Origin of the sequence: Paraburkholderia sp. USG1 (assembly GCF_031570135.1) — a bacterium.
In the GTDB taxonomy this organism is placed as follows: domain Bacteria; phylum Pseudomonadota; class Gammaproteobacteria; order Burkholderiales; family Burkholderiaceae; genus Paraburkholderia; species Paraburkholderia dioscoreae.
Genome location: NZ_JAMWXW010000013.1, coordinates 56,404 through 73,590, shown reverse-complemented (window position 1 = coordinate 73,590; position 17,187 = coordinate 56,404). Strand labels below are relative to the sequence as shown.

The following is a 17,187-nucleotide window of genomic DNA, read 5'->3' as shown; positions in this document are numbered from 1 at the left end:
TGGCATGCCCTACCCCCGTGCGAGCTAGAATAAACCCGGCATACCCACCCAGATTGCAACGGCCTCCCGCGTTCCTGAATTGCTCCAGCCATAGCCAGCCGTCGACGCGTAGTGCGCACAGTCCCCGGCGCACACCGTGAAGGTTTCGTTCGGCCAGTGCCATGGTTATTTCTCCGGCCAGCACGAACACGAACTCCTCTCCCGCGCTTGCCACGACCTCCGACTTCTGCCCGGGCAGCACATGGACGAGAAAGCCAGTCAGGCTGCTTCCTGCGGAAAGCGTTGTCAGCCAGCAAAGGAGGCCGCCGATCCCTCAAGCCGGAAAAGCTGCACCTCTTCCTTGCGCCGTACGGGATGCGCTTCGCCTGGCGTGTCGAAGAAGTAATTGCACGAGATACCCAGCGCCCGTGCAATGGCGATCATGGACCTGACAGACGGCCTGGCCAGCCCGCGTTCAACCTGGGACAGAAACGGCTTCGAGATACCCGTGGAGACTGCGACGTCTTCGAGCGTGAGTTGCAGTCGCCATAGGCGCGAGCGGATACGGTGACCACAGGCCAGAACCTGATCAGCGTCTTCGAATGTCGGGTCCATGATCGCCGTGCATCACTGGTAAGAGCGGGCAGAAGGCCGGGCCCGGAGTCCGGCGCCACTATGAAGTCTGCGTTGCATCGGCCTGGTCGCCTTCGAGGAGCGTGCGCGCCGTTTCCAGCGCTTCTCCCCTTGAAACGGCGATGAGCATCGGATAACCCCACGCTTTCTCGTACAGGCGGGCGAAGGCTTCGCCCGCCTGCCGTTTCGCGGCATCCGGCTCGATCACGACCATGCCCTTGATGAAGGACCTGATCGCGGCCCGGTGCTTCTTCATCCAGAGCGCGGTCTGCCTGCGCTCTTCCTGGGTGTGCTCATGGTCGCCCCCAGTCATGCCCTCATCGCTGAGGAGAACAAATGCCTGCTGGCGTGCCAGCAATTGATCGAACCCGGCAAACGCGGTTTCGGGTGGCTGGTCCGGCAATGCGCCCAGGCGCATCCAGACCATCGGGAAGTGTGTGCTGTCCAGCTGCATGGCGCCAGGCTCCTGCAGGAATCACGGGTGAAAAAACTCAATGGCGGGCGACCAGCCTGAACACCGTGGAACGTGAACCCTCTCCGCTGCAGGCATTCATGCGACACACACCGCCGGTATAGACCGACCCTCAGGCCGTACCCCCTGATCGGTGCGCGCCCGAACCATGTCCAATGCGAGCGCCTGCGCCAGTCACGCGCGCGCCGCCACGGTTCATGGTGAGGCAGCCGCTCGCGTCCGGCGCAGGCCGACCTGGATGCCTTGAGAACAGGACGATCTGTGCATCACGATACCCGCAAAACGCCTGGACAACGTTGCGCAAAATTGCCATAATATTATTCAATCCAGCCAGCCCCCTCACGGGACGTCCGGGCTCCGCCATGCCACATATTCATCGCACGCTTTCACCCGTCGTCATTGACGTCGACGGCCTCCAGCGCCCGGTCACAGCGCTGCGTGCGTCCGCCGCAAAGAAGGGCTGGGAACATGCGCGCCACAGTCATCACAAGGCACAGCTGCTCTTCACCGTGCGCGGCATCATCAACTGCGAAGTCGAGGACGGGGTCTGGATCGTGCCGCCCCAGTGTGCCGTATGGATACCTGGCGGGCTGGAGCACGCCGCCCGCGGCTCGGGGGAAACGGAGTGCTACTGCCTGTTCGTCGAACCCGATGCCGCACCGGATCTGCCGACGAGCTGCTGCACCCTCTCGGTGTCGCCCCTGCTGCGCGAACTGCTCCTGAGGGCGGCGGGCTTTCCCGAACTGTATTCCCTGAAGGGACCGGAAAGCCGGTTGATCGCAACGTTGCTGGACGAACTGGTCGCGGCGCCTGTCGAGGACCTGCATCTGCCCATGCCACACGACATACGTCTGCGCAGACTCACGGAAATGCTGCTGGCGGACCCGACAGACAAATCAACCCTGACGGACTGGGCAGTTCGCATCGGCATGAGCGAACGCAGCCTGACCCGTCAGTTGCAGCACGAGATCGGGATGAGCTTCGGGCGGTGGAGACGACAGCTGCACGTGATCCTTTCGCTGCAGCGCCTCGCGAAGGGCGACAGTGTACAAACCGTCGCCCTGGATCTGGGTTATGAAAACGCGAGCGGTTTTGTCACCATGTTCCGCAAGGCGGTCGGCAAGCCCCCTGCCCGGTACCTGGCCGACCGCAACAGCGCGTCAGGCTTCGAAGGCGAACAGGCCCCGGTGCCCGGCATCGTCCTCCCGGACACGGTATAGGCTGGGCAACGCAGTCAGTCCAGCCCGGCTTTCCTTTGGTCCGGCAAGCCTTCCCTAGCGAAAAAACACGTGCTGTGTCATCTTCGCAAGCGGCCCCTGGATGCATCGCAGGACCGGTGCAGGCAAGGCGAGCGGCTTCAGCAGCATTTTCACGCACTGGTCAGCCGACAGATTGCGCCTCACCAGTGTGTTGACGCCTTCGGCAAGGCTGCGCTGGTACGCCGTGTCGTGAGCCCGGGCGGGATAACGGATCGCAAAAACGTGTCGCAACGCAATCGCGGAATCCTCGTTCCTCATCGCCATCAACCGGCGCATCAGCGTACCTGAGATGGCAAACCGGCCATGCCCATCAATTTCGTTGTACTTCCTGAAGAAGCTTAAAAAGTGCTTGTAATGCCGCACCTCGTCGGTCCGGATGTTGCTGGCAATCTGCCTGAGCACGGGCTCGTCCGAACATTCGCTGACCGCGCGATAGAGCGTCGCGGTACCCATCTCGACGACACAGCGCGCCACCATCTCGAGCGAGCGCGTCTTCTCGAATTCTTCGACCGAACAGGTCAGGGAATATTCCGCGAAAAAATTCCTGAACGCGGTATCCCAGTCGAACCCGGGCCATACATGACGAATGTAGGTCTTCAACGCCAGACCGTGCTGCATCTCTTCCGGCTCCCACACGTCATTCAGCCATGCCGAGACCTCGGGGTCGTCCCTGAAAAAGGTACTCAGGTTGCTCGCGTAAAGATCGGTACCACTTTCAACAAACGACGCCGCGCACAGCAATAAGATGAGCTGTTCATTCGACGCCGCTTTCCGCCGGTCGATACGGCTCAGGTCAATATCCTCGATCCGCCATGGCATCACATGTGTGCTGTGCATCGTCACCCGCCTGCTCCCAAAAGCCTTGCTCCCAAGCCGCGCGCCACCCGGGTTATCCGTCCAGACAGTCCAGACATGGTGCACCCCGGGCGGGGCAGTCAGTCCAGCCCCGTCTTCCCCGGTGCCCAGTAAGCCTTCGTCTGGATACGCGCTGCAGCAACACCGTGCTGGCGAAGCAGTTGCCGGATCTGCTGGATGGATGTCGATTTGCCCGTCAATACGCATTGCGTGGCCGGGTGGGCGTCCATCCATGCAAGGATTTGGTCGTCGACGGCCAGGAGATGGGCATCGTTTTGCTGGCGTGCAATCGTGCTGGCATTTCGCAGTCCCAGGCGCTTGATGACCGGACCGGATTCGTCCATCACCGAGGCCTCGAACAGCATCCTGACCGGCTCACTGTCCGCCATGGCCGCGTTGAATGCCGCCGCCAGCCCAAGCGACGTTTCATCACCAAAGAGAAGGGTTGGTCCTGCAAGTTTGCGCAGGTTGATCGACCTGCGCGGGCCGAACAGCACACACCCGGCGCCGGCGTAAGCCTCGCGCGCCCAGTGTGCACCCGGCCCGTCACCGTACAGGTGAACGAGAATCCGCGTAGTACCTTGCCCCCGATCCCAGTCCAGTGGCGTATAGGTGCGCTGGGTCCATCCTCCGAGCTGGATCTGGATCCTGTCGCCCGGCGTCCATTCCGAGCTCCTGAGCGCCTCACCGCCCAGGGTAAGGATCCGGAATCCCGGGTTCAGGTCTTCCAGTGCAACAACATGCGCACGCCGCGTGAACAGTTTAAGCACTGCGGCTTCGAGCACACCCGCCCGCCTGCCGCGCCTTGCATCAGGTCCTGCAGAAACTGGAAAAGATGGTTCATTCATGGTTGTGTGATCACAGGGGCTCCAGCCACCTGGAGCCAAGGCTCGTTCTCCACGCGCGGACGATGTCATGCTCACAGTTCCGCGGCCCGACGAACGAGGTTGTGATAGACGCTGGTGAGCGAAAGCGTTCCACGCGTGTCGCCGTTCAGCGATGTCCGCACATCCATGATCCCCCGATCGAGGTCGTAAAGCAGTCCACGCAACCCGTCGTCCCTGATCATCGACTGGGTCCAGAAGAAGGACGACCAGCGCGAGCCTCGCGTGACTTCGTTGACACGGTGCAGGCTGCCGGCGGGATACAGCACCATATGGCCCGCAGGCAGCTTCACCGCATGCTCGCCATAGCTGTCCTCGATCACCAGTTCGCCACCGTCATAGTCCTGCGGCGCGCTCAGAAAGAGCGTGGAGGAAAGATCCGCGCGCATGCGGATGCCGGCCCCGGGAATCGCGCGCACGGCGCCGTCGACGTGGGCACCAAACTTCATGCCGGCGTCGTACCGGTTGAATAGCGGCGGCAGCACACGGAACGGCAGGGCAGCACTGTTGAACGCGGCGTTGCGCCCCAGCGCCCGGAGAATGATCTCACCGGCTTCGCGCGCGGCCGGTGAGCCCTCGGGAAGCTGCAGGTTGTGCTTGGCCTGCGCCGCCAGTTCACCCGCCGTGACACGGCCATCGACCATCGCCCCTGCCCGGATAATCCCCCGGACGGCGGTCACTTCCTCCGGCAACAGGAGCTGTGGGATCTCGATCAGCATGTCAGCTCAGAATTTGATGCCAAGCGTCGCCAGCACGGTCCGGCCGGCAACCGGGGTGGCGTAGCCATTGCTGAAAGCGGAGCTGTAGGCGAGCGCGTTGGTCAGGTTCGTCACGTTCAGTGCGAGGTGATACCGGTCGACGTCATACGACACCATAGCATCGACGGTAGTCGCCGCGGGAATGCGCAACTTCATGGCATCGTCCACATAGTAGTCGGAGCGGTAGTTAACGCCCGCGCCGACGAGGATACGACCGGGCAGACCGGGCAGCGGGCCATGGAGCAGCGACGTCACGTTATAGGTGCTCCACAGCGAAGCGCTATGTTTCGAGACGTAAGGCACCCTGTTACCCGCCGCAGACGTTGGGGTGAAGACGCTGATGGACGATGAGACGATCTTGCTGTCCATGTACGAATAGGCTGCCTGCACGTCCCAGTTCGACGTGATCTTTCCCGTCAGGCCCAGTTCAACACCCTGCACCCGGTCCCGGTCATCGGTCGTCGTCTGGATACCCGAGGTGGGATCGGTGTAGGAAGCATTGCTTTTCTGGACCCGGAAGAGCGCAGCCGTCGCCCCGAGACGGTCATCCAGCAGGCTCCACTTGCCGCCTATCTCATAGGTGGTGTCGCCCTCGGGCTTCAGGTTTGTCGTGGGCGCCTGCGAAAGCCCCAGCGACGAACTGAGCGACGTGATGTTGTTACCCGGAGGGGTGAACGATCGCGCGTAACTGAAGTAATAGGTCTGGTGTTCGATGGGCTCCCAGATCAGGGCGGCCTTGGGACTGGCGAAATTCGTGGTCGTACCGACAGGTGTCCCTGCGGAATTTCCTGAGACGTTGTAGTGATCCCAGCGCACGCCACCCAGAATGGACACCTGCGGTGTCAGCCATACCCGGTCACTGATGAACGGGCCGACATCCCAGCTCGTTGCTGTGGTACGGTAAGCCGGCAGCACAACGTCGGAAAAACCTGGCGAATTCTGGAAGACCGGATTGAGCAGCGTACCGGCAGGCTCCGGTCCCACAGGCAGATAAAAATTCGTACTGGCATGCTGGGAGTACACGTCCACGCCCGCAACAAGCTCGTGCCGGAAACCCGCCGTGTAGAACTTCATGACGGCGGTGGTGACGTTCTCGCCACCGTAACTGGTCTGCCGGGTGCCGCCGACCTGCCAGATCGTGTACGGGGTGTTGAGGTTGCCTGCGAGCACACTGCTCGCGCAGGCAGCCGTGCAGAAAGTCGGGGTGAACCTGACGTCGCGCGTGTAGTATCCGAAGCGCGTGTCGTTGGTGAGCGTCAGCCAGTCGCCGAAGCGGCCCTTGTAGAGGACAGAGGCGACGTCGGCATCCTGCCGGTCATGATCGCTCTCGCGGCCGTAATACGTCGAACGCGGCACGCCATATTCCGTGACCGGTTCCCCGATGTCCGTACCGTTATTGACCATCGGCACACCGAAGTCCGGACGCTGGTTGCTGCTCTGGTGGAAATAGTTGACCGTCACCGTCTGACTCGTGCCCAGACCAAAACCGATCGATGCGAGAACGCCCGCGCGGCTCGAATAGACATGATCGCGATCCACGAAATCCTGGCCGCTGCCCATGCCGACAACACGCACCGCGGTCGTGTCGTTGATCTGGTGGTTGACGTCGAGCACGCCGCGCCCATAGGGGCCGGAGCCTCCCGTCGCCTCAAACGACGACTCATTGCCCAGATGCGCCTTCTTGCTGTCGAGTTCGATCACACCGCCCGTGGTGCCGTTGCCGAAACTCTCGGAAGACGGTCCCTTGAGGACCACGACATTTTCGGTGGCGAAGCTGTCGCGGACGTAGGAGCCGAAATCGCGCAGGCCATCGACATAGATGTCGCCTGAGGCGTCAAAGCCCCGGATGCGGAACTGGTCGCCGTTGATACCGCCGTTGCCCTCGCCGGTCGAAACGGTGATGCCCGGCACATACTGCAGCACCTGCTCGACCGTCGCTGCCTGCTGCTGTTCGATCACCACGTGCGGAATGACGGTGACCGTCTGCGGCGTGCTCTGCAGGTCATCGGGAAGCCGGTTCAGACCGGTTCCGGTCTGCAGTGCGTTGGTCGGCGCCTGGCCTTCAACCCTGATCGCCGGAAGCTGGGCAGGTTCATCGGCGGGCTGCGGTGGCTGCGCGGTTTCCTGCGCCTCCACCTCGGTTCCTGCAACGAAGAACAGGCCGCCAGCAAGACTCGTGGATGCGGCCACCCCCGTAAGGACCGGCCTCAGGGTCCCGATCGTTCTCATTTCATTCCCCTTGCAATGGTGTGTGGTCTGGTTACTGAATCTTTTGTGGTAACGCCCCGGCAATCGCCCGGCCAAGGGCCGCAAGGCGGGGCCACCGTCGCGCCTGCATGACGCGCCCCTGGCGCGCAACCGCCTGCGGGTGACCTTTCGCGGCCGCCGCACTGAAGAAGATGTCGGCCGCGACAGGATCTGTGCTCCCTGCGACACCCGTGTCAAGGGCCTGCGCGTAGGCGTACAGATCCTCCGGCGCCCCGTGCGCGGCGCAACGCGCAAGCGCGTCGAGGCCACGCTCACGAAGCAATCCCTCCGGCCGCGCCAGCAGCAGAGGCGCAATCCGCCGGCGAAACCCGTTGTCACTGATGGCAATGGCATTTCCCAGCCATCTGTGCGCAGCGTCGTGATCACCCTGGCGGAACAGGATCGTGGCGAGATTGAACTGCGCCCAGTGGTCCCCCAGGGCCGCGGCCTTCTGATACCAGTGCGCAGCCCCTGCCGGATCGGGTGGTCCTGCCCAGCCCTCCTCCAGGAAACGGGCCAGCGAGTTCATCGCCTTGAGGTTGGGCTTGAGCGTGCCGCCTTCGGCGGCTGCCCTGAATAGCGCAAAACACCTCGGCCGGTCCGCGGGATGACCTGCACGCATCAGCATCTGGGCCAGGTTGACCTGCCCCCAGGTATGGCCGGCCTGCGCCGCAGCCTCGAAGCACGCGATCGCGCGCTGGGGATCAGCCTCGACGCCCCAGCCCTGCTCGTAGCAACGCCCAGTCATGTTCAGCGCTTCGGCGTCCCCGCTCGTACTCGCCGCCTCGAATGACGCGAATGCGGCGCGTGCATCACGCCTGAGCGCCCCCCGCCCTTCAAGCAGCAACTGGCCCCAGACGATCTGCGCGGCAACGAGGCCGGTTTTCGCGGCCGCCTCGATCCAGCGCGTGGCGTAACCAGGATTGCTCGCGAGAAGGCTCTGCAGGTGTTCGACCGGAACCCTGCGCCGCTGGATACGGATCACCAACGGGGTATGCGGCGGGCGCTGCGGCCTGGTTTCGCTGGCAGCCGACGGAAACAGAAGGCGGCCGGGCAAACTGCGTAACCGCATGACCGCCTGGTAAGCACGGCGTACCGTACCCCGGGCCTTTTGCCCGCCGCTGATCTGTCGAGCCAACATAAATGACACTCATTCTCAATTGAAACCAGCCGTAATATAAGCCGCAATCATCGCGTCAGCATTGCGTGAACCGGCCAATAGGTTATTCAAATCAGCCAAACGCCACCCGCATGCACGACCCGGGTGGGGCACGACGGCGTCGATGGCCGGATCGTTAGTGTGATGACGCACAAAGAGCGGCGGTGGGAACCGCTTGAACCCTTGAAGTTCTGCCTGGTATCTGTAGGCGCCGGAGCCGGCCGCCTTTGCGCAGGTACTCGCGCGGGATTTATCGGCCAGGCGAGTCCCTCCATGAAGTCGCGCTCACATGGCACATGGTGAAGACGGCCGTGAGAGACATTCCCGTTCCCGATCCGGCTGGTCTGGATAATCGATTGGCCGAATTGCGCAATGACACGTGGCTGTGTCGCCTCTAGCATCTGCCCCACGGCTATCCTGCCCGTCCGCACTAACCTCCCGACGACGCCAGGTCGCACGGAGTATGCACCGCCAATCCCGGAGCACGTTCAACGACGTACACGTTGAGGTGTCCGACTGCCATGGAATCCAGCATGATCAGCAGGCTTATCGCCCTCGTGGCAAAACCCCTCGCACAGACAGGGACAGCACCCCGCACGACGCGCCCCGCCGTCGCAAACCCGGCCCGGCAGCACGCGTCAGGCCAACGGAAGCACCCCGCCGCGCGTATGGCGCTGATGCTTGCAAAGGTGGCGCTTGCGGGTCTGGCCGTTCTGCCGCCCGTGCTGCACGCCGAAGAAATCACGGTTCACCACTCCCAGGGCGAAACCCGTGTCCCGGTCAACCCGAAGGTCGTGGCGGTACTGGATATCGCTTCGCTCGACACCCTCTCGGCGATCGGCGTCAACGTCGCCGGCGTTCCCACGACGCCGTACCCGCCCTACCTCTCAAAATTTGCTGGCAGCCAGTACCGCAAGGTCGGCTCCCTCTTCGAGCCGGATTACGAAGCACTCAATGCGCTCTCCCCCGACCTCATCATTGTTGGCGGACGCTCAGCCCCCAGATACGCGCAGGTGGCCAAACTTGCACCGACCATCGACCTGAGCCCTGACCTGCAGCACCGTGTCGACAGCGCCATCGCGCACGCCGAAATCCTCGGACAGATCTTTGGCAAACAGGCAGAAGTGGCCAGTCGCGTCAGCAGACTGAAGCAGTCGATCGCCGCACTGCGCGCGCGCACGGCAACGATGGGTACCGGCCTGCTCATTATGACCAGCGGCGGCCGGATTTCGGCCGTCGGCCCCGACTCCTGGTTCGGTACGCTCTATAACGACTTCGGCGTGCGGCCGGCCTCGAGCAACCTGGATGCCAGCAGCCCGCACGGCCAGGTGGTGTCCTCCGAGTTCCTGCTCAGGACAGATCCAGACTGGCTCTTTGTGATCGACCGGGATGTGGCAATCGGACAGGCAGGCGCCCCCGCGAAACAGTTGCTGGATAATGAACTGGTGCGGCAGACCAGAGCCTGGACGGCTGGACACGTCGTCTATCTCGATCCCGTCACGTGGTACATCGTGGGCGATGGCCTCACCGCGCTGCAGAGGATGGTCGACGAAGTATCGCGGGCCGTGTCAGCTTCGAAATGAGGCGACGCGGCTTTCCAGGCAGCCTCGCCCCCCGAGGTCTTGCAGGTCTCGAAGGTCTTGCTGTTGCACTGGCCACTGTGGGCGTGCTGGCGTGCGTGAGCATTTTTGTCGGCGCCATCCCGCTGTCGCCCGCAGCGCTCTTCGCCGGTGGGAAGAGTGAAGGCGCCAGCGTCCTGCTCGCCAGCCGCATTCCGAGGACGGTTGCGCTGGTCCTCGCCGGAAGCGCGATGGCCGTGGCAGGCCTCATCATGCAGATGCTCTCGCGTAACCGCTTCGTCGAGCCGGGTACGGCCGGGACCATCGAGTCCGCCACGCTGGGGCTGCTGCTGTGTGCGCTCCTGGCCCCGGACCTGCCCGTCCCGGCCCGCATGCTGGTGGCCTGCGGGGCCGCCCTGCTGGGCACACTGCTGTTTCTGGCGATCCTGCGGCGCGCGCCCCTGCGCTCGCCGCTGATGGTGCCGCTCGTCGGCCTGATGCTCGGAGGCGTGATCAACGCGGCGGCAACGTTCCTCGCCTACCGGTTCAACCTCATCCAGTCGCTGGTCGCGTGGTCGACCGGAGACTTTTCGTCAGTATTGCGCGGGCGCTATGAACTGCTCTGGATTTCGTTTGCCGCGGCCCTTGCCGCCAGCATCACCGCAGACCGGTTCACGGTCGCAGGGCTGGGCCGGGACTTCGCGGGCAACCTCGGGCTGAACTACCGGGCAACGCTCATGACCGGACTCCTCATCGTCTCCCTGGCAACGGCAGCCGTGGTCGCAACGGTGGGTGCCATTCCCTTTGTCGGGCTTGTCGTGCCGAACGTCGTAAGCATGATCGTGGGCGACAACGTGCGCCGGGCCGTACCGTGGACCGCCACCCTGGGCGCAGGCTTCGTGCTGGTGTGCGACATCATCGGCCGCTCGGTCACCCGCCCCTACGAGATTCCGGTCGGCCCGATCATCGGCATCGCCGGCAGCGTGATCTTCCTTTTGCTCATGAAACGTGGAACTGCACGATTTGGCTGATTCACCCGCTCTGGCCGGGCCGCAACAGATGCGGCCATCCACGGTCATCACGCTGCTTGCCGCCCTGACGGTGGCCATGTCGGCCGCCTTCATGACGGTCGGTGCGGCAGGCCACTGGGCTTTTGTGCTGCCGCTTCGCGCCCAGAAACTGGCAGGACTGCTGCTGATCGGCTACGCGGTTGCGGTCTCGACCGTGCTGTTCCAGACCATCACACAGAACCGGATCCTCACGCCGTCCATCATGGGCTTTGACGCGCTGTATGTGCTGATCCAGACGCTCCTCGCCTTCACGATCGGCTTCGTCCGTGCGAACGCGATTGATCCGCATCTGCGCTTCGCAGTGGAGACGCTGGTCATGGTCGGCGCTGCGGCAGTGCTCTATCGCTGGCTCTTCACTGGCGGCCGCCAGGATCTGATGTTCCTCGCGCTCGCCGGCATCGTGTTCGGCGCCCTGCTGCGCAGCCTGTCCAGTTTCCTGCAGCGCGTGCTCGATCCGGGGGAGTTCGCCGTCCTTCAGGACCGCTTCTTCGCCAGCTTCAACCTGATCGATTCCAGCCTGCTTTCCATCGCAGCGGTGCTTGTGCTGGGCGTTTCGGTCGTTGGCTGGCGCATGCGGCACAGCTTCGACGTGCTGGTACTCGGGCGCGAGACCGCCATCAACCTGGGAGTCGACTACCGGCGAACCGTCCGGTCCATCCTGATGCTGATCGCGATACTCGTTTCGGTGTCCACCGCCCTGGTCGGGCCCGTCACCTTCTTCGGCCTGCTGGTCGCCAATCTGGCCTACCGTTTTGTGGGCAACGCCCGGCATGCGCTGATGCTCCCCGCTGCCGCACTGGTCGCGATGATCTGCCTGGTTGGAGGACAGTTCGTACTGGAACGGCTGTTTGGCTTCGACACCAGCCTGAGCATCGTGATCGAATTCTTCGGCGGCATCGCCTTCATCATCCTGATCATGAGGAGAACACGATGATCGAAACCCGGGCGCTCACGAAGCGCTACGGCGCTATCACTGTGGTGGACAACGTGTCGGTCACGATACCCGTGGGCGGCCTGACGTCCATCATCGGTCCGAACGGCGCGGGCAAGTCCACCTTCATGATGCTCATCAGCCGGCTGCTGCCGGCGACCAGCGGAAGCGTCACCGTCGACGGCATGGATGTCGCAACAACGCCCACCGGCACACTGGCGAAGCGGCTGGCGATCCTGCGGCAGGACAATCATACGGGCGCACGCCTGAGCGTGGGCGATCTCGTCGCTTTCGGCCGCTACCCGCACTCGAAAGGACGTCTCACCCTGGAAGACCATGATCACGTCGAACGCGCGCTGCGGTATCTCGAAATCACGCCGCTGCGCGAGCGGTTCATTGATGAGCTGTCCGGGGGCCAGCGCCAGCGCGCCTTCATCGCCATGGTGCTATGCCAAGACACCGACTACCTGCTGCTGGACGAGCCCCTCAATAGTCTTGATCTGAAGCACGCGGCCGCGACGATGAAGATCCTTCGGCGCGCGGCCGACGAACTGGGCAAGACCGTGGTGCTGGTTCTGCACGACATCAATTTCGCCTCCTGTTACTCGGACCATATCATTGCCATGCGCGCCGGCCGGGTGATGCTGGAGGGCCCACCTGCGGGTGTCATGCAGACCGGCCCCTTGGGCGAACTCTACGAGATGAACATCGACATTCATGAACTGCGCGGCCGCAGGGTCATGACCTACTACGGGTGACGGCGTCGGTGCCGCCTCTTTGATCAAGATCCTGTTGTGGTATCGAACCCGCTCGCACAGAGGTTCCAATTGACCACCAGGCGCATTTCGCCCGCGCCATGTAGATGGCCAAAGTCCCACGAGACGCGGATAGGTGGCCACCTCCGGCAATGCGAAGCAACTCTCATCAAGAAATTCACCATAAAAAGAGATGGATATACAAAACCCGGACACTGGCTCCCCGGCCACGCAGACGTAAGATAAGCGCCGAGACGCACCTGTCGTCCACGCGCACAGCCCAATGCTCAACCCTCCATGCGATCCGGCGACAACCAGGCATAGCTCAGCCCAATGTCGTCATCCCTTTCCTTGCGATAAAGCCGGTCGCGCTCCGCCCCCGGCTGGTCAAATGCCGATACGAACCGGTGCAGCCCGGACAGGCTCTGCGCCTCACTCTGCGACTGGACTAACACGATCGCGTTACGGGCCCAATAGCGGCGTGCCTGCGATATCGAAAAACGGGCGTCGTCCTGGAGTTGGGTATGGCTCGCATCCCGTGCGTCACGAACCACGACCGATACCAACTCCCCAGGCACACGAGCCAGGACCCACACTGCACGAAACTTGTTGGCGCCCTCCTGTTCAGCAAGAACACGGATCAGCCCCGTGATCCCCGCTAAACGCGCATCGGCTTCAAGTACTTCCCGCGCGTTGCCGGGAATACGGTCATCATTCAACCAACCGGCCAGCGGCGACGCCGGCCATTGCGCCTCGCGCAGCGTCATTCCCGTTTCTCCCACCAGATAAACGCCACGTCCGTTCTCATTGGTGACAGGAATTGTCAGGTAGTCGGGCAGGACCATGTTCGCTCCGTCTGATAGGAGATGTCTGATTCGATCGCTCCCGCCCGCAGGGGTTCTGGATCGCTACAGATCCAGGACGAGCAACCCGTTTTTCGCTCGCGATACGCACACAGTCAGGAAATTTTCCTGATCTTCCTCGCCAAGGATGCAGTCATGGTGATCCACCTCGCCAGCGAGGTAGCGGACCTTGCACGTCGCACACAACCCCGCTTCACACGATGTCTCTATGCCGATGTCTGCGGTTCGTAACACGTCGGCAATGCTTCTGTCCGGTGGCACAGTCAGTCGCTGACCTGAGCTGGCGATCTCGATCAGGAAGCCGCCTGAGAGTGCCGCGTTGGCACCGCTCGCGTCCGCGCCCGGGACAGCCGGCCGCTCCGGCGCCTTGAAATGCTCACAGTGCACCGCCCCCTTTGGCCAGTGCGCCGTTGCCTGCGCGCAGGCGTTCATGAAGCCGGCCGGGCCGCAATAATAGACATGCGTGCCCTCGGCCGCCTCACCCAGCATTCGCGCGATATCAAGTCCTTTCGACGGATCACCGTGATCGAAATGCAGATGCAACCGCCCTTCTCCGAGCAGTTCCCGCAGTTCGGCACCGAACGCGGCCGCTCCAGTATCGCGCGCACAGTAGTGCAACTCATGGTCCTTGCCTGATGCCTGCAACTGATGCGCCATCGCTTTCAGCGGCGTCACGCCGATTCCGCCAGCCAGCAGAATGACCCGACGCGCCTCGCCGGCAAGCTCAAAATTGTTGCGTGGCCAGCTCACACGGACCCGGCCCTGGACCTGCAACTGTTCATGCAGGGCCTTTGATCCGCCACGCCCCCTCTCATCACGCAGCACTGCTATCACATAGCGTTGACGCTCGGCTGGTGAATTGCAAAGTGAATACTGCCGGACGATGCCATTCGCGAGATGCACGTCGATGTGTGCGCCTGCTGTGAACGGCGGCAACTCGCCGCCGTCCGGGTCGACCAGTTCGTAAGACTGAATGTTCCTGCCTTCGTAGCGAATCTGCCGCACGAAAAGTTCCAGCGTCGATACAGGTGTTGACGCTGCCTGATTGCCTGCTGCCATAATCTCTCCCCCAGCGGCGTAATTGCGCGCCGCCCGGTGTTTGGCGCCCGGGGGCCGCTCCATGAACAGAACTCCCCTGCGTCATCATTGCTTCCCCGGGAAGCACGCGGATTTGCCGGATGCACATTCGTTACCGGCTACTTACGCGCCGACTGCTCGAGTTCCTCCATCTTCGTGCGTACGAAAGCAGTCCGCTCTTCACCCTTCAGATGCTCGCTCTCGGTCAGGATAGCGACGATGCCCTTCGATACCCGGCGACGCTGTGCAACTTCTTCCTCGACGGTAGCGGCTTCAGGAATGTCGAACACGTTGCCGGAGCAGTAGCTGTTCGGCGCCCCGCCGACCGAGCGCAACCATTCGGCGAACTGCACCGGGCCCGCGGCCGGGTTCGTCCCGCGGACTGCATCCCGCAACAGTTTGCGGAACAGATAGAGCCCTGCGTCGAATTTCGTCGGATGCTCCGCCGCATGGACTGCGATCGGCCGCTGGCTGATGATCGCTTCATAGTCGCCTGGCGCGTACTGCGCTTCCTTGTAATTCGCACGCTCGCGGTGATTCGGCGGGATCGGCGGCATGTCGTCGATCGTGTACTTGCCGAAGCGCTCCGGGCGGCGCATCGCCACCTGGCCTTCAAGAAAGTCGATTGACTCGTAACCGACCCATTCTTTCTTACCGATGCCCCGGGTATCGATCCCGGATCCCATCACGCGCCAGCCGATCATCTTGCTGTTCTCGTCATCAACCGGAACGGTCCAGCGAATGATGTGAAAGCGGCTGAACAGTTTCTTCTTCGAACCGTCTTCGGACGTATAGGCGTGCAGACTCAGATTCGGCAGTGCCTGATGCTGGACACGTACAAACAGCCGGTCCCTGTCGACGCGGCGCGCGCCCGCACACGCGAGGCTGCGGCCCTGCTGTACCGGAATGAACTGCATGTCCGGCGCGACTTCCATCGACGCTGCACCGACTTCGTCGAATGTGGTGCCCTGATAGTGGCCGCCTACAACGTTCCTGCCAGCGTGCAACGCCGTCGGATGATAGTTGTCCGCGGCGTTATCCTGGACCTGCAGCCAGTTGCAATGCTGGAAGTTGCTGTACGGCACCAGTTCATCACCCGGCAGCACGGTGAAGTTACCCTCCCACTCGGGGAACGGCGGCTCCTCTTCCGGAGGTCCCATGTACGCAAACACGAGCCCGTTACGCTCAATCGCCTTGTAGGCTCCCTGGCGGATCGAGCACGCATACTTTTCGGCTTCAGCCTCTTCACCCCTGGGATAGGGTACGTGCAGGCACGTGCCGTCGACGTCGAACACCATGCCGTGATAGCAGCACTGAATGCCGCGCTCCCTGATGGCGCCGTATTCGAGCGACGCGCCGCGATGCACGCAGTGTGCATGGAGAACGCCGACACGACCACTACCGTCGCGGAACGCCACGAGTTCCTCGTTGAGAATCTTCAGGAAGCGCGGTGTGTCGGTCAGTTCCATCGACATGCAGACCGGGTGCCAGAAGCGGCGCATGTATTCGCCCATGGGCGTGCCGGGTCCGGTCTCCGTCAGCTCCGGATCGTGCTCCGGCACCTTGTTCGTGTAATAGCCGCCATACGGGATCAGCTTTTTCACTGCGGTGCCGCCACCCACGCTACCGCCCTTTTCCATTTTTTCCGATTTGACCGACATGGGGACTCCTTTTCCATGTTGAAGATGAAGGACTCGTGCGTGTCCTGCAGATGAGGTCTTTGATTTCAGAATACCGAACTCTGTATCCAAAGATTAGATGCACTTCAATTCACTGCCTATATGGGTAAACGCCAAGCCCTGACTATCAGTTGTACTTCCGACTTTTGGATTTCTCCATGCAGTTTCGGGGCGCATTCAAATCGTCTTCCATGCTTACGCTGTCTGGAGGTCAACTGCCTGATCACGGAATTTGCGGCCCGGGCGCCCCTGATCAACCGACGACCCGACCTACGTTGACGCCCACGGAGTGACACTGTAGTCTGTATTCAAAGTACAAAGGCCACCCTATGACACTCAAGTTCAAAAAGATTCAGGTCCGTCCGGATTACGTCGAAGAGGTTTATCGCGTACTGCTCGACGCGATCAGCGATGGTTCGCTTGCGCCCGGCACGCGCCTCACGCAGGAAGAGATCGCCGAGCAGTTCGCGGTGTCGCGCTCGCCGGTCCTCCAGGCGCTGCGCCTGCTGAAAAAGGACGGCCTCGTGCAGGATGCTCCGGGTCGCGGCCTGCTGGTCGCACCGCTCGATATCGAATGGATCAGCATGCTCTATGAAGTGCGCGGCGCACTCGATGCGCTCGCCGCCCGGCTTGCCGCGCAACGCGGTGGAAAAATCGATGCAGCCCTCATCGCGCAAGGTCGGCGCACCTCGAAAGGCAAGGACGTCAAGGCCATGATCGATGCCGACATCGCGTTCCATAACGCGATTTACCACGCGTCGGGCAATCCGTTGATCGGTGAAAGCGCTCATCTGCACTGGGTTCATCTGCGGCGCGTGATGGGGGCAGTGCTGCAATCGTCGAAGCAGCGCGACTCGATCTGGGATGAGCACGCGGCCATCGCGGAAGCGATCGCCGCCGGCCACGCAAAGCGTGCTGTCGAACTGGTTGAACTGCACACCAACCGGGCGCGCAGCAATCTGATTACGCGCCTCGGTGAGGTGCTCAGCGAAGAGCCGTAACCCAAG

General features: G+C 62.5%; 16 protein-coding genes. 6 read left to right on the top strand and 10 right to left on the bottom strand.

The genetic code is table 11. The annotated features are described in order from the left end of the window. Positions 1 to 285 precede the first annotated feature (285 nt). Both NE850_RS39500 and NE850_RS18610 read right to left on the bottom strand, forming a co-directional pair. Positions 286 to 594, bottom strand: coding sequence for a helix-turn-helix domain-containing protein (locus NE850_RS39500; protein ID WP_405044858.1), 309 nt, complete (start codon positions 592 to 594; stop codon positions 286 to 288). Positions 595 to 652: 58 nt separating this feature from the next. After that, positions 653 to 1,066 carry a hypothetical protein gene (locus tag NE850_RS18610; protein WP_310699143.1) on the bottom strand — a complete coding sequence of 138 codons (414 nt, stop codon included), beginning with the start codon at positions 1,064 to 1,066 and terminating at the stop codon, positions 653 to 655. Positions 1,067 to 1,446: 380 nt separating this feature from the next. Between NE850_RS18610 and NE850_RS18605 the strand changes: the two genes are divergently transcribed. Continuing rightward, positions 1,447 to 2,304 (top strand): helix-turn-helix transcriptional regulator, encoded by an 858-nt coding sequence (locus NE850_RS18605; protein ID WP_310699142.1) that lies wholly within the window; start codon positions 1,447 to 1,449, stop codon positions 2,302 to 2,304. Between the two features lie 54 nt (positions 2,305 to 2,358). Here NE850_RS18605 and NE850_RS18600 read toward each other — a convergent pair whose 3' ends face one another. The 5 genes from NE850_RS18600 to NE850_RS18580 all read right to left on the bottom strand — a co-directional run bounded on the left by NE850_RS18600 (position 2,359) and on the right by NE850_RS18580 (position 8,228). Then, positions 2,359 to 3,180, bottom strand: coding sequence for a ferritin-like domain-containing protein (locus tag NE850_RS18600; RefSeq protein WP_310699267.1), 822 nt, complete (start codon positions 3,178 to 3,180; stop codon positions 2,359 to 2,361). A 98-nt stretch (positions 3,181 to 3,278) separates the two neighbouring features. Beyond that, on the bottom strand, positions 3,279 to 3,983 hold the full coding sequence (locus NE850_RS18595) for a siderophore-interacting protein (protein ID WP_310699141.1): 705 nt from the start codon (positions 3,981 to 3,983) through the stop codon (positions 3,279 to 3,281). 134 nt (positions 3,984 to 4,117) lie between these two features. Then, positions 4,118 to 4,801 (bottom strand): Fe2+-dependent dioxygenase, encoded by a 684-nt coding sequence (locus NE850_RS18590; protein ID WP_310699140.1) that lies wholly within the window; start codon positions 4,799 to 4,801, stop codon positions 4,118 to 4,120. A 6-nt stretch (positions 4,802 to 4,807) separates the two neighbouring features. Beyond that, a complete protein-coding gene (locus NE850_RS18585) occupies positions 4,808 to 7,069 on the bottom strand; it encodes a TonB-dependent siderophore receptor (protein ID WP_310699139.1) in 2,262 nt (753 codons plus the stop codon). A gap of 31 nt (positions 7,070 to 7,100) precedes the next feature. Then, entirely contained in the window at positions 7,101 to 8,228 is a 1,128-nt protein-coding gene (locus NE850_RS18580) for a tetratricopeptide repeat protein (RefSeq protein WP_310699266.1), read from the bottom strand. A gap of 686 nt (positions 8,229 to 8,914) precedes the next feature. Between NE850_RS18580 and NE850_RS18575 the strand changes: the two genes are divergently transcribed. From NE850_RS18575 to NE850_RS18560, 4 genes are read left to right on the top strand one after another with little or no spacing between them, the layout of a single operon-like run. After that, the gene (locus NE850_RS18575) at positions 8,915 to 9,829 is read left to right on the top strand and encodes a siderophore ABC transporter substrate-binding protein (RefSeq protein WP_310699138.1); all 915 of its coding nucleotides are present in this window, start codon (positions 8,915 to 8,917) and stop codon (positions 9,827 to 9,829) included. Further along, complete coding sequence (locus tag NE850_RS18570) at positions 9,826 to 10,836, top strand: ABC transporter permease (protein WP_405044857.1); 1,011 nt, start codon at positions 9,826 to 9,828, stop codon at positions 10,834 to 10,836. The genes NE850_RS18575 and NE850_RS18570 overlap by 4 nt, the downstream gene beginning before the upstream one ends. Continuing rightward, entirely contained in the window at positions 10,814 to 11,809 is a 996-nt protein-coding gene (locus NE850_RS18565) for an iron chelate uptake ABC transporter family permease subunit (protein WP_310699136.1), read from the top strand. Before NE850_RS18570 ends, NE850_RS18565 begins: the two co-directional genes overlap by 23 nt. After that, entirely contained in the window at positions 11,806 to 12,564 is a 759-nt protein-coding gene (locus NE850_RS18560) for an ATP-binding cassette domain-containing protein (protein ID WP_310699135.1), read from the top strand. The genes NE850_RS18565 and NE850_RS18560 overlap by 4 nt, the downstream gene beginning before the upstream one ends. A gap of 284 nt (positions 12,565 to 12,848) precedes the next feature. Here the strand turns inward: NE850_RS18560 and NE850_RS18555 are convergent, their stop codons facing one another. The 3 genes from NE850_RS18555 to NE850_RS18545 form a co-directional block, all read right to left on the bottom strand. After that, positions 12,849 to 13,406, bottom strand: coding sequence for a hypothetical protein (locus NE850_RS18555; RefSeq protein ID WP_310699134.1), 558 nt, complete (start codon positions 13,404 to 13,406; stop codon positions 12,849 to 12,851). A gap of 63 nt (positions 13,407 to 13,469) precedes the next feature. Further along, positions 13,470 to 14,483: a PDR/VanB family oxidoreductase gene (locus NE850_RS18550; RefSeq protein ID WP_310699133.1), complete on the bottom strand. Its 1,014-nt coding sequence runs from the start codon at positions 14,481 to 14,483 to the stop codon at positions 13,470 to 13,472. Between the two features lie 137 nt (positions 14,484 to 14,620). Continuing rightward, positions 14,621 to 16,162 (bottom strand): Rieske 2Fe-2S domain-containing protein, encoded by a 1,542-nt coding sequence (locus NE850_RS18545; protein WP_310699132.1) that lies wholly within the window; start codon positions 16,160 to 16,162, stop codon positions 14,621 to 14,623. 347 nt (positions 16,163 to 16,509) lie between these two features. Between NE850_RS18545 and NE850_RS18540 the strand changes: the two genes are divergently transcribed. Further along, positions 16,510 to 17,181 carry a GntR family transcriptional regulator gene (locus NE850_RS18540; RefSeq protein ID WP_310699131.1) on the top strand — a complete coding sequence of 224 codons (672 nt, stop codon included), beginning with the start codon at positions 16,510 to 16,512 and terminating at the stop codon, positions 17,179 to 17,181. Positions 17,182 to 17,187: the final 6 nt, after the last annotated feature.

Bases quoted from the DNA above. Each gene is read 5' to 3' on its own strand.
- NE850_RS18585 (WP_310699139.1), bottom strand. From the start codon at position 7,069: ATGAGAACGATCGGGACCCTGAGGCCGGTCCTTACGGGGGTGGCCGCA.
- NE850_RS18580 (WP_310699266.1), bottom strand. From the start codon at position 8,228: ATGTTGGCTCGACAGATCAGCGGCGGGCAAAAGGCCCGGGGTACGGTA.
- NE850_RS18610 (WP_310699143.1), bottom strand. From the start codon at position 1,066: ATGCAGCTGGACAGCACACACTTCCCGATGGTCTGGATGCGCCTGGGC.
- NE850_RS18575 (WP_310699138.1), top strand. From the start codon at position 8,915: ATGGCGCTGATGCTTGCAAAGGTGGCGCTTGCGGGTCTGGCCGTTCTG.
- NE850_RS18540 (WP_310699131.1), top strand. From the start codon at position 16,510: ATGACACTCAAGTTCAAAAAGATTCAGGTCCGTCCGGATTACGTCGAA.
- NE850_RS39500 (WP_405044858.1), bottom strand. From the start codon at position 594: ATGGACCCGACATTCGAAGACGCTGATCAGGTTCTGGCCTGTGGTCAC.
- NE850_RS18605 (WP_310699142.1), top strand. From the start codon at position 1,447: ATGCCACATATTCATCGCACGCTTTCACCCGTCGTCATTGACGTCGAC.
- NE850_RS18550 (WP_310699133.1), bottom strand. From the start codon at position 14,483: ATGGCAGCAGGCAATCAGGCAGCGTCAACACCTGTATCGACGCTGGAA.
- NE850_RS18555 (WP_310699134.1), bottom strand. From the start codon at position 13,406: ATGGTCCTGCCCGACTACCTGACAATTCCTGTCACCAATGAGAACGGA.
- NE850_RS18600 (WP_310699267.1), bottom strand. From the start codon at position 3,180: ATGCACAGCACACATGTGATGCCATGGCGGATCGAGGATATTGACCTG.
- NE850_RS18545 (WP_310699132.1), bottom strand. From the start codon at position 16,162: ATGTCGGTCAAATCGGAAAAAATGGAAAAGGGCGGTAGCGTGGGTGGC.
- NE850_RS18590 (WP_310699140.1), bottom strand. From the start codon at position 4,801: ATGCTGATCGAGATCCCACAGCTCCTGTTGCCGGAGGAAGTGACCGCC.
- NE850_RS18570 (WP_405044857.1), top strand. From the start codon at position 9,826: ATGAGGCGACGCGGCTTTCCAGGCAGCCTCGCCCCCCGAGGTCTTGCA.
- NE850_RS18560 (WP_310699135.1), top strand. From the start codon at position 11,806: ATGATCGAAACCCGGGCGCTCACGAAGCGCTACGGCGCTATCACTGTG.